Source organism: Streptobacillus canis, assembly GCF_009733925.1.
Taxonomy (GTDB): Bacteria; Fusobacteriota; Fusobacteriia; order Fusobacteriales; family Leptotrichiaceae; genus Streptobacillus; species Streptobacillus canis.
This window is the reverse complement of sequence record NZ_WOEI01000007.1, coordinates 42,494-55,652: the sequence shown is the minus strand read 5'-3', so window position 1 is coordinate 55,652 and position 13,159 is coordinate 42,494. Positions and strand designations below refer to the sequence as shown.

Here is a 13,159-nt window from a genome sequence, read left to right as displayed (position 1 = left end):
CTAATCCTTTTGATGCTAATACTTTTGAAATAGCTGCTGTTGTTGTTGTTTTACCGTGATCTACGTGTCCTATTGTTCCAACGTTTACGTGTGGTTTACTTCTTTCAAACTTTTGTTTTGCCATTTTATTTTCTCCTTTAGTTTATTATTTTCCTGTTCTTTCTGCAATAACTTTTTCTGCTAACATTTTAGGTACTTGTTGATATTTTTCAAATTCCATTGAATATGTAGCTCTTCCTTGAGTTTTAGATCTTAAATCTGTTGCATATCCAAACATTTCTGATAAAGGTACTCCTCCTGAAATAATTTTAGCATTATTTCTATCATTCATTCCTGATACAGTTCCACGTCTAGAATTTAAATCTCCTATAACATCTCCCATGTATTCTTCAGGTGTTGTAATTTCTAACTTGAATATTGGTTCAAGTAAGATAGGATTTGCAGCTCTTAAAGCTTTTTTCATTGCCATAGATCCTGCAATTTTAAATGCCATTTCTGATGAATCCACTTCATGGTATGATCCATCATATAGTGTAACTTTTACATCTTGTACTGGATATCCAGCTAAAACTCCTGAATCAAGAGCTTCTCTTATACCTTTATCTACAGCAGGTATATATTCTCTAGGAATTGCTCCTCCTGTAATTTCATTAACAAATTCATATCCTTTTCCATCATTTGCTTCAACTCTAATCTTAACATGTCCATATTGTCCACGTCCTCCAGATTGTTTAGCATATTTTTCTTCAACATCTGATGAACCAAGTATAGTTTCTCTATAAGCAACTTGTGGTTTTCCAACATTAGCTTCTACTTTAAATTCTCTCTTCATACGGTCTACAATTATTTCTAAATGTAATTCTCCCATACCTTCAATAATAGTTTGTCCTGTTTCTTGGTCAGATTTAACTTGGAAAGTAGGATCTTCTTCTGCAAGTTTAGCTAATGCAGTACCCATTTTTTCTTGGTCAGCCTTAGTTTTAGGTTCTACTGCAACCGAAATAACTGGTTCTGGGAATTCCATTCTTTCTAAAATAATTGGAGCATCTTCAGCACATAATGTATCTCCTGTAGTTGTATCTTTTAATCCAACTGCAGCTGCAATATCTCCAGCATATACTATATCAATTTCATCTCTTTTATTAGCATGCATTTGAAGTAATCTTCCCATTCTTTCTTTTTTATCTTTAGTAGAGTTTAATACATAAGAACCTTTTTCTAAAACTCCTGAATAAACTCTAAAGAATGATAATCTTCCTACAAATGGATCTGTAACAATTTTGAATGCTAATGCTGAGAATTTTTCTTCATCAGCAGGTTTTCTTGAAATTTCTGCATCTGTTTTAGGATCTATCCCTTTAACTGCTTCTATATCAACTGGTGAAGGCATATATGCAACTACAGCATCTAATAGGGGTTGGATACCTTTATTTTTAAATGCAGTACCACATGTTACAGGTACTACTGTTCCTGCTATTGTAGCTATTCTTAACGCTCTTTTAATTTCATCAACTGTAATGTCCTCTCCAGCAAAATATTTTTCCATTAATTCTTCATCAGTTTCAACAATTGATTCAATTAAGTGATGTCTTGCAAGTTCTGCATCATCTTTTAATGAATCTCTTACATCTACCACTTGATAGTCTGCTCCTTGTTTATCAGTGAAGATATATTCTTTCATTTCAATTAAATCTATTACACCTTCAAATGCATCTTCAGCACCAATTGGTAATTGTATAGGTACACCGTTTCCACCTAATTTTTGTTTAATATCGTTTACACACATATCAAAGTCTGCACCAACTCTATCCATTTTATTGAAAAATGCAAGTCTTGGTACATTATATTTATCTGCTTGTCTCCAAACTGTTTCTGATTGAGGTTGTACTCCGTCAACTGCTGAGAATACTGCAACAGCCCCATCTAATACTCTTAAAGATCTTTCAACTTCAACAGTAAAGTCAACGTGGCCTGGAGTATCTATAATGTTAATTCTATGTCCTTTCCAGAAGCAAGTAGTTGCTGCTGATGTAATTGTTATTCCTCTTTCTTGTTCTTGTTCCATCCAGTCCATAGTAGCAGCTCCATCATGAACTTCTCCTAATTTATGGTTAACTCCTGTATAGAATAAGATTCTTTCAGTTGTAGTTGTTTTACCAGCATCTATATGTGCCATGATACCTATATTTCTAGTATCTTTTAAAGCAACTTTTCTAGCCATTATATCCTCCTATTATTACCATTTATAGTGAGCAAACGCTCTATTAGCTTCTGCCATTTTGTAAGTGTCATCTTTTTTCTTAATTGATCCACCTTCATTATTAGCTGCAGCTATTAATTCTTTTTTAAGTTTAAGTATCATTCCATACTCTTTTCTATCTCTTGTATATCTAACTAACCATCTTATAGCTAAAGTTTGTTGTCTTTCTTTTCTTACCTCTACTGGAACTTGATATGTAGCTCCTCCGATTCTTCTTGATCTAACTTCTACTGATGGTTTTACATTTTCCATAGCTCTTTTGAATATTTCATATCCTGATTCGTTTGTTTCTTTTTCAATTTCTTCTAATGCTGAATAAAAAATGTTTTCTGCAACTGATTTTTTACCATCAACCATTAATCCATTGATAAATTTAGTTACGATAATATCGTTAAATTTTGAATCAGGTAAAACATCTCTTTTCTTAGCTTGTTTTCTTCTTGACACGATTTGCCTCCTTCATCCTTATGATTTATATTTATTTAGGTCTCTTAGTACCATATCTTGATCTAGCTTGTTTTCTATTAACAACTCCTGCAGTATCAAGTGCTCCTCTTATTATTTTATATCTAACCCCTGGTAAATCCTTAGTTCTTCCTCCTCTTATTAATACGATAGAGTGTTCTTGTAAGTTATGTCCAATTCCTGGAATGTATGCAGTAACTTCAATACCATTAACTAATTTAACCCTTGCAACTTTTCTTAACGCTGAGTTAGGTTTTTTAGGTGTAGTTGTATAAACTCTTACACAAACACCTCTTTTTTGTGGATTACCTTTTAATGCAGGTGATTTCTTTTTCTTTTCAGATGTGCTTCTACCAAATCTTACTAATTGATTAATTGTAGGCATATTTCCTCCTCCCAAACTTATTTTTTTAATATTCATATATAGTTAAATCATCGTGAAAACATTCTACCTTTTTTAAGTCTATATTCCCTCGTGGTTCCATTGACGTTCTAACAATAAAAGACACAAGAAAACTACCTTAAATGCTCTCATTTAAAGTAGAAATTACAATAATTTAAACATATATCCAACCACAACATTAACTGTTGTACTAGATAAGTATATACTATTTTCGTTATTTTGTCAATTTTTTTCTAAATATAATTTTTAACAAAAATACAATTTAAAAATATCATTTGAATATTTACTATTTTAACTTAAAATTTATATTGCACCTTTCTATATTTACTTTTTAATTTTATTATTTTGTGATATTATTTATATTATATAAAAAAATAAATTGGAGAAAAAATGAAAAAATATATATTAAGTTCTTTTTTATTATTAACTTTAATTTCATGTTCATCAGTTAATAAAAATGATAATGAAAATACACCAAAATCCAAAAATAACCCAATTTCAAAACCAATAGAAAATAAGGTTTATATTATAGAATCAGGTTTTAGTAAAACATCTTCAAATAAGATAATAAATGAATTTAAAGTACGAACTAAAGGAGCACAAAACGGTTCTTCAAATCATGCCTATGAAGTTTTCAAAGTTTTCATAAAAAATAATGATGATTTTGCAAATTATGAAAAAAATGATATCAATAAAAATGATATTGAAGTAAGATCAATAGATCAAAGATTTTATCCAGTATCCGGTATAATAAATATGTCATACGGTATCAGTAATAGTAGTGATTATCTTCATACTTTGAATGAAGATTACAAATATATTGATAAAGCTGGAAATTACACAAATCAATTTGAAAAACACTACTTATCATCTTTAATTTTTGATGAAACATATAAAGAAAATAAAGTTTTAAAAATAAAGGCCCTTGGAAATACTTCAGATGCAATAAATAAAGATAAAACCTTTTCATCTGAAATACTAAATTCATATCAAATTATGAGCCCTGATATACAAAGAGCAGCTAGAGCTGAAAGCATTTTCGTTGCAGCCGCTCTTTCTGAAAATGAATTCAAAAAATTAAATGACGGATATATAAATGAACGAGCCAAAATATATACTGATAAAGATAACATAAATTATTATCACAATAACGTTGGAGAGATAACAAAATATAATGCATATGCAATTCCACTATTACTAAGAAGCTTTAGTGTAGCAACACCAAACTATATATCATTTAATGAAAAAAATGTATACGGAACTTCCGTAGGTGCTCCAAGAGTTACAAGACTTGCATATGAAATTAAGAAAAAATATCCATTTTTAACATATCAACAAATAAAACAAGTAATACTCACTACAGCAAAAAGAAAAGATGGCGATGATGAATTCCTTGATAATAATGTAGGTTGGGGTATAGTTGATTATGAAAAAGCTATAAAAGGCCCTTCTGATTTTAACGCTGGATTAATAGAAGAACAGAAGTATTTTAAAGATATCCGAAATAAAATATATGATAACGATAATAATAGATATTTTTATGTAAATATAGATAAAGATAAAGAATATAGTTTTGACAACGATATTACTAGTGGTTTAAAAGGTAAAATTAACAACAATAAAAATCAAGATGAAATATATGAAATAAATGGTAGAAAATATAGAACATCTAAAGTTTTAACAAGTGAGAATCTTTTTTATAAACAAAATGGAGCCGGGCTATATAAAGATGGTCTAGGTACTTTAATTTTAAATGGAAAACAATTATATAATACTAAAACATATATTAATGAAGGTACCTTAATACTAAAAAATCATTCAGATAGCAAATATATAGTACAAAAAAATGCTAATTTTAAAATTGATAACAACAAAAATGAATTAAAACTTTCTGAAATATATAATTCTGGTAACGTATATTTTAATACTCCATTAAATCTAAGAAAATATGAAGCAGATAATAATTCTTTAACATTTCTAGGTGAAAATTCACTAATAAAAACTGAGTACTTTAAAACAAACGGAAGATTAAGATATCTAAACAATGATATAAATTCTTATAATTTAAATCTATTAAATTCTAAAATATTAATAAATAAAAAAAATATTAATTCAATAAATGAATTAAAAGATAATATAAATTTAGAAAATCTTTATTTAAAACCTAAAATAAGTGAAAATGATAAAGAATATATTATAGAATTTAAACCTCTTACTAAAAAACTAAGAGATGCAAAATATAAAGAAGATTTACCAAGTTATAACATAAACGAAAAAAAATTTTTTAATTCATACTTAAGTAATCCTACAAATTATAATATCGCTACGCCTAGAATCTATAATTTAGCTAGTTCTGATAAAGATAGAATAAAAAAAGAAATTTTCACTGATATATATTCAACCTTCTTTAATGACTTATTAGAAGGAAAAAATTTAAAATCATATAATGATGAAAATATTAAATATTTTTTAAATAATAAAAAAACTAACATATACTTTAATATTTATACTACATCTAACTTATTTAAATCTAATTATTATACTAGTTTCTCTAAAAAAAACAACATATATACTTTAGGAGTTACTAATAAATTTAATGAATTATATGGTATAGATTTAAATTTTAGCTTATTAAAACAAAAATACAATTTTGAATATAATATAGGTAATTTTAATAATACTTCATATATTTTATCAATAACTAATATTATTAACAATAAATTAAAATTAGAAAATAGTATTAATATTAGTAGAAATTATACAAATGTATTAAGACTCATAGAAAATGATTTAATAAAAAACAAAATTTCATCTACATCTTTAAATGTATTAACTAATTTAAGTAAAGATTTTAAGATAAATAATACAAATATTACTCCAAAAATAGGTTATGAATTTAGTATATTAAATATTGAAAAATCTAAAAAAGAAAATAATTCATTTGGATTAACAATACTAAATAATACGCTATTAAATCACTCATTTTTATTATCATTAAATACAAAAACTACAATAAATGATAATTTTAATATTAATAATAACTTACAAACAAAAATTAATTTAACTAAAAACCATTCTCTAAAAGTTAATTTAATAGATATAAATTCTAATTTTTTTGGAAAAAAAATTGATACATTTAAATTAATATATAGTATAGGTCTAGGATACAAGAATATCAATATCAACGCAACTATTGATACAGATAAAAATTTAGGCTTAGGATTAAATTTGATTTTTTAATAAGCCTTAAAATAACATGACCCTCTTTACTGTAAAAACAGCAAAGAGGGTCATAATATTAAATAATAAAAATTTTATTCAAAATTAATAATTTTCTTCTACAAGTATATTAATTTTACTAAAACATCAAAATTTTTTCATTTTCTTCTTTTAAAATATTCTTTTCTATTCCAAATACAATAGTTGAATTTAAAATTTTGTCTATAGAAGACCCAGTTCTTGTAAATCCAAATTTTTTAGCTACTTCTCTTACTAAATCTTTTTTATCTATAGCAATTTGTACTTCTAATATTTCTATAATAGCAGGTATAATCTCATATTTAGATATATCCTCTATATTTCTTTTATTCCCCTGTTCATCTTCAACTCTATATTGTTTCAATGGCTTTATTTCCAATGAATTTGGCCATAAAAACTCTACATCATTTTCTTCGGTTTTTTTAAATTCTAATTGCCTTAATAGTAATGAAATTATTTGTTCTACTTGACTACCACTTCTATTTATTCCCCAACAAGCAATAACTTTTTTTATTAAATTCTTTTTACTTATCGGCCCTTCTTGTTCTACTATTTCAAATATATTTTCTTTAATATTTAACTGAGTTTCTACACTATAAAAGTCTGAACTTTCTCCTAATTTACAAATATTATATGATTTATACATTATTTTATTACTTACATTTTCTAAATTCTCTAGCTTATCCATTTGTAATTCTGAAATTTTTTTAGCCTTCAACAAATCAAAATTTTGACTTTGATTTCCTTCTAAAATATTATTAATTTTTTCAATAATTGCATCTATAACTTTTTCTGGATTTTCAATATATTCTACCGACCATACATTATATATTTGCCAACCCAATAATTTAAGTATAGTCGGTTGAAGTATAAATCTATCTCTAATAGTTTCAGAATTTAAATATCCATATCCATCAAAAAGTAATCCCATAATATATTTTTTATTATTCTTCGGATTTAATAATGCTAAATCTATTTTGTACCCTGAACTTCCTACATTACTCTTACTTAAATATCCTTTTTTTTCTAATTTTCTAGATAGTTCAGTTATTAGTTCATCTTTATTTAAACTAGAATTCTCTTTACTTCCCTGGATATTTTTACCTCTTATTGCAAAATCTAAAAACATTTTCAATCCTTTAACACCTTCTGATTTAGTCCTATTTAAATCAATTTGTTCTGGGAGTAAAGTAGAATAAATTATCATTTCTTTTCTAGATCTAGAAATTGCTACATTCAGCCTTCTCCATCCACCCTCTCTATTTAAAGGACCAAAATTCATCGAAACTTTACCATCCTTATCTGCACCGTAACCTATAGAAAATAATATGACATCTCTTTCATCACCTTGTACATTTTCTAAATTTTTAATAAATATTGGTTCATTTAAATCATTTGCAACTTTTTCAAGTTCCGGATGTTTATATAATTCATTAAACAACATATCTTCTATCAACATCTGTTGAACACTACTAAAGGTAACTACACCTATACTATCATTTCTTAATTTTTCATCACTTAACCTTCTAATTATTTCCTTTACTATTGCTTCAGCTTCTTTTTTATTCTGTTTTGATTTTCCTTTATCATAATAACCTTCTACTTTTATAAATTTAACATTAGATACTAAATCATCTGGTGATGGAAAAGTTAATAATTTATTTTCATAATACATCTTATTACTAAAACTTATCAAACTTTCATGTTTAGATCTATAATGCCATTTTAAATGTTCTTCAGGTAACGTTATAGCTAGACAATCATCTAGTAAGCTTTCTAAATCTTCTATATCTATATTATCTTCATCTATTTTGTTGTTTTTAAAGAAATTCGTTGGTGGCATTTGTTTAGGATCTCCAACTATTATAACATTTTCTCCTCTTGCCATTGCTCCTATAGCAGAATGAGTTGGAATTTGAGATGCCTCATCAAAAATTATTAAATCAAATTTAGGAAATTTAGGATCTATATATTGAGCAATAGACATGGGACTCATAAGCATACAAGGACAAAGTCTTCTAAGTAAATTAGGAATTTGATTAAATAACTGTCTAATACTCATCATTCTTCCACCTGATTTTATTGCTCTTTTCAAAATTCCCATTTCTGAATTGTTTATTATAGATGATTCCGTATTTGGAATTTTCATTGAAAGCTTTGCAACCAGTTCCTGCATTGTTAATTCTTGATAATTAACTATTAATTCCTCATATTTCTTTATTACTTCTTCAAATTCTATTCTTCTAAATTCTCTTAATTCTTTATTTTCACTTATTTCTTTAACTGCTAAATTATAATATAAATTAGATAAATATGCTTCTAAAATATTTTCTTTATTTATTTTATTTTTTTCATAAGATATAATAACATTTTCTAAATCATTTTCTATCAACAACTTTCTTTTTTGATTATAACCTACTATTTCCTTAAATAATTGTATATTATTTTTCGCATTTTTTATCAACTCAAATAAATTAAAAATATTTTTATCGTCTATTTCTAAATCAAAATCTTTTTTTAATTTCATGTATTTAGTTAAAAATAATTCTAATTTTTCAAATTTTATATAATTTTCTTTCATCAGTTTCACTTTATTTAAATTAATTTCATTTACGCTTCCATAAAATTCATTGATATTATTTCTTAATTCTAAAGATACTTCTATACTATCTTTTAATAATTTTATATTTGTTTTTTCATATTCAAATAAATTTCCAAGTATATTTAAAACGAAAATATTGGTTTCACCAATTTCTTTCTTTAATTCTTCTAATTTTACTAATTCATCAATTACATTTAATATATTACTTTTATTTACTTTTATCTTTGAATGTATATTTATTTCTTTTAAAAGAGAGTTCTGTTTAAATATTTTACCTAGAAACCAACTTAATTCTGATTTCTTCCACTCAATCAAAAATTTATTTATATCTAATAATAAAACAGATTTATCAAATGAAACTAAAATTCTTTCTTTTATTTCATTGTATCTTTCCAACAACTCTACCAAGTCGTTTACTTTATTTAAATTAAATTCAAAATCATCAACTATTATTAACTTATCAAGTATTTTTTCTTTACTATTAACATTTCTAAAAATTTTTATCATTTTTTCTAAAACATCAATATTATCTATATTTAGTTCATTTAATAATTCTAAATACTCCTGATTTTTTTCTAATAAATCTAATAATTTTTCTTCTAGTTCATTTTTTATTTCTAAAGAATAATCTAAACTTTTAAAAATACTTAATGGATGTTCCGAGTAATTTCCTATTTCTTCTATATTTATTTTAAAACTTTTTATTAACTCATTTTTATTTTTTAATATTTCTTTTGAAATTTCAAAATCACTTTTTTTAATTTCTATTAAGTCTTTATATTGCTTTATTTTTATATATCCTTCAATTTTTTCATATATCGAAAGACCATTTTCTTTCTTTTCATGTAGACTATCAAAAATATTTTTAATATAATTTTTTGTATTTAAAATTTCTAACCTAATCTTCTCAAATTCTTCAGGTGATTTATATTTAGATGTTTCTAAAACTTTTTCAAGCTGTTTTAAAACTGTTGTTTTATTTGTTTTATTTGAATGTAATTCCAAACAAAAAGGACCTAAACCTATTTTATCTAATCTATTCTCAACCACATTAAGTGCTGCCATTTTTTCAGCTACAAAAAGAACACTTTTCCCTTGATATAAGGCTGTTGAAATCATATTAGTAATAGTCTGTGATTTCCCAGTTCCTGGTGCACCATGTAAAATGAAACTTTCACCATTCATAGCTTTTATAATCGCTTTAAGTTGTGAAGAATCTGCATTTAAAGGTATAGCCAAATCTTCTATTATTATCTCTTTATTTTCAATCTCAAAATTCCTATAACCTTCTATTAAACTTGAAACAATTTTACTTTTTTTTATTTCATCTCCTCTATTTCTTAAGTCATTCCACATTACAAATTGTCCAAATGAAAAAAGACCTATAAAAGAAAAGTCATCTAAGACATTCCATCTATTTTTATTCATTATCGCTTGTCTTATAGTATTAAATATTAATGGTAAATCAATTCCATGTTCATCATTTGGAAGTGGATCTAATCCTCCAATTTTAACATCATGCATTTGTCTTAAATATTCAAGTAAAGTAATATTAATTTGCGTTTCTTCTTGCCTACTTCTGATTACATAACCTCTATTCCTACTACTTTTCACAATTTCTATAGGCATTAGTACTAACGGGGCATATCTTGGTAATTCTGAAATATCATTTTCAAACCAACGTAAGAAACCTAAAGCTAAAAATAAAGTATTACTTCCATTTTCCTCAAGACTCATTTTTGAAGCTCTATACACACTTTTTAAATTTTTTATTAATTCTTCTTCATCTAAATATGTTCTAATTCTATTACTCTTAAACTCACTTTCTGCTATTGTTTTAATTAAATCTTGAGATGTTTCTATCTCAAAAATTTTAGAACTTTTTAAAGATACATTCCATTCTCTAGGTGCTTCTAATATATGTAAATCTTTGCCATCTACTAATTTATCTTCTAAGTGTGCTAAATTATGAGACATTATTCTTAAAGAATTTTTTGTAATTTTAAAATTTAAAAGAGAATTTCTCAAACTAAAATCTAATAGTTTTCTCTCCCATAATTTTTGTTTATCTATTTTAGTATCTTCAACTACTCCTATATTATTTATTACTAATTCTTTAGGTTTAGTTGTTATTTCATTATTTTTTTCTCTTTCTATTACAATTTTTTCATCAATTTTTAATGGAATAGGTAATATCCCACTACCTCTCCCCCTTTGAATATCAATCGCTAAATAGAATATTTCAGGATTCAATAAATGATCTTTACCATGTTTTATTGCTCTATCAAAATTAATTCCACTTCCTGAAACAAAGTCTGTTGCTTCAACTAAAATGATTTCCTCTAAACCTTCAACTATTCTTTTTTCTATAGCTGATACATCATCAATTACTACATCAGAAAATGTAGTTTCTTCTAACCAACAACCAACATAAGCATGACCTTGTATTATTATTAATAATGGGTGAAGACCTATAGCTTCAAGACAAGATATATATAGCATAGCAAGATCTAAACAAGTTCCTTGTTTTAATTCAAGTACTGTATGTGGTAATCTAATTTTTTGACCTACTACTTCATAGCTTGCTGGTGGAATATTATATATAATATTTGTTTCCTGCAACGCTGCATATATAGCTGCCATTTGTATTTTAACATTGTTTTGATTTCCAGACATATATCCAGTAAAAGAAGGAGTGTATCCCCATTTTTTTAAATAATCTGATGCTTTAACAATAAGTTCAGATATTCTAGGATGATTAGGGGTAGAAAATGATATTATTGTCTCTGGCATAATATTTATTCCCAACCACTGATTAAAAGCTTCTAAGTTTATATCTAAAATTTCATCATATATCTTTTCATCCACCATATATATTTCAAAAAACATTTGTGCTCTAGTTGATTCATTTAAATTATATAAATATTCTGAAATTAATTTCATATTTATACTATCTAAATCAATACTCTCCCCTGGATGTAATGTTCCTATCGGCATTACAAATGTTCTAGAAAATTCAGGTTCTACGTATATTTTCAAACTTAAATTTTCCAATACTTTTTCACTAATATTCTCTATTTCTAATCTATGTATCATAGGTACATAATTATGATTTAGTAAAAAATTTACACTATTTAACATCTCTTTTTTTATTTTAAACATTATACTAGCACCTCCAATTTCTTCTAAACTTAGTATACCTTTACTTTTATATTTTTTCAATTTTTTGAACAAAGATTATTTATCTAATATTGAATCATCTCATTCACTATTTTTAATGCTGCTTAGACTTTTAATAAAAAAATTAATAATATGATTATTTAGTTCAAAATTCATAAACCTATTGATTTCAAGATTTACAGAGCCTCTAACCCTCTATTCCCTTGTCATCAATACTAGAGCCTCAGCCGTATCTTTCACCAATTGAAGTTCGTTATTCACTCGCTTCTCTTTGGGAAAGTCTGGCATGCCTACAGGGCACACGTGAGGCCTATTCAGTTTTTCTCCAAGAGCGTAGCGATTGGCTAAGAAAAACTAATGCCTTTGGTACCTCTGCTTCGCATCGATTAGCTTTGCTAATCGCGCGATAGCAGGGTTAGGGCTTCAACATGTTTCGAGTTGCCTTGATAGCTATCAAAACTGCGGTCTCAACCCCTATGGTTAAGGGGAACATATCCAACATTGGCTCTCGTTTGTGGGAAGATATCAACGGTTTTGTCTGTTCGTGAGAACATATCAACTCAAATCATTTCATGGTTAATCCCTTATCAATGCCTTCCTGAATAATCTTATGACAACATACCCCCAAAGGATTGTTTTCCTTACAAAGCGAATTTTTCATTGCTCCAGTTATGGCATTTACTTCTTTAACGGTTTTCGCACCATGCTTTACAACTGCTTCAATTACCTGATCTTCTGTGACTTTGCTGCAATAACAAGCATACTTAGGATCTGCATCTTTCTTAAACCAGATAGTAACCCTAACTTGGTCTTTTAAGAATTTTATTTCTTTATCTAAGTTATAGTAAATAACGTCGCAGTCCTCATTCATGCATATCTTATATTGATCTCCATCAACGGCATTACGATAATCATATGTCACCAAGTATTCAACGGTTATCCTACTAACTGTTACTCCTTAATTATTACAGACAGTGCAACTCTCATTTGT

6 protein-coding genes and 1 pseudogene are annotated in these 13,159 nt (G+C 26.4%); 1 reads left to right on the top strand and 6 read right to left on the bottom strand.

Going from position 1 to position 13,159, the window contains the following annotated elements; all coding sequences use genetic code 11:
* The 4 genes from GM111_RS03205 to rpsL form a co-directional block, all read right to left on the bottom strand.
* Positions 1-124: GTP-binding protein (locus GM111_RS03205; RefSeq protein WP_231479751.1), on the bottom strand; the 124-nt coding region annotated here is incomplete at its 3' end.
* Between the two features lie 21 nt (positions 125-145).
* Positions 146-2,221 carry an elongation factor G gene (fusA, locus tag GM111_RS03200; protein ID WP_156299439.1) on the bottom strand — a complete coding sequence of 692 codons (2,076 nt, stop codon included), beginning with the start codon at positions 2,219-2,221 and terminating at the stop codon, positions 146-148.
* 15 nt (positions 2,222-2,236) lie between these two features.
* Positions 2,237-2,707 (bottom strand): 30S ribosomal protein S7, encoded by a 471-nt coding sequence (gene rpsG / locus GM111_RS03195; RefSeq protein WP_156299438.1) that lies wholly within the window; start codon positions 2,705-2,707, stop codon positions 2,237-2,239.
* Between the two features lie 31 nt (positions 2,708-2,738).
* Positions 2,739-3,110 (bottom strand): 30S ribosomal protein S12, encoded by a 372-nt coding sequence (gene rpsL, locus GM111_RS03190; protein ID WP_012858232.1) that lies wholly within the window; start codon positions 3,108-3,110, stop codon positions 2,739-2,741.
* Positions 3,111-3,518: 408 nt separating this feature from the next.
* Here rpsL and GM111_RS03185 point away from each other — a divergent pair, with 408 nt between their 5' ends.
* A complete protein-coding gene (locus GM111_RS03185; RefSeq protein ID WP_156299437.1) occupies positions 3,519-6,368 on the top strand; it encodes a S8 family serine peptidase in 2,850 nt (949 codons plus the stop codon).
* 118 nt (positions 6,369-6,486) lie between these two features.
* On the opposite strand, the gene GM111_RS03180 is transcribed toward GM111_RS03185, so the two are convergent.
* The gene (locus GM111_RS03180; protein ID WP_156299436.1) at positions 6,487-12,150 is read right to left on the bottom strand and encodes a DUF3320 domain-containing protein; all 5,664 of its coding nucleotides are present in this window, start codon (positions 12,148-12,150) and stop codon (positions 6,487-6,489) included.
* Positions 12,151-12,733: 583 nt separating this feature from the next.
* Positions 12,734-13,114: pseudogene (locus tag GM111_RS03175) on the bottom strand ((2Fe-2S)-binding protein); the annotation flags it as partial.
* Between the last annotated feature and the right edge of the window lie 45 nt (positions 13,115-13,159).

What these genes read in the sequence shown, in the direction of transcription:
- fusA (WP_156299439.1), bottom strand. Translation starts at nt 2,221, where the DNA reads ATGGCTAGAAAAGTTGCTTTAAAAGATACTAGAAATATAGGTATCATG.
- rpsL (WP_012858232.1), bottom strand. Translation starts at nt 3,110, where the DNA reads ATGCCTACAATTAATCAATTAGTAAGATTTGGTAGAAGCACATCTGAA.
- GM111_RS03185 (WP_156299437.1), top strand. Translation starts at nt 3,519, where the DNA reads ATGAAAAAATATATATTAAGTTCTTTTTTATTATTAACTTTAATTTCA.
- GM111_RS03180 (WP_156299436.1), bottom strand. Translation starts at nt 12,150, where the DNA reads ATGTTTAAAATAAAAAAAGAGATGTTAAATAGTGTAAATTTTTTACTA.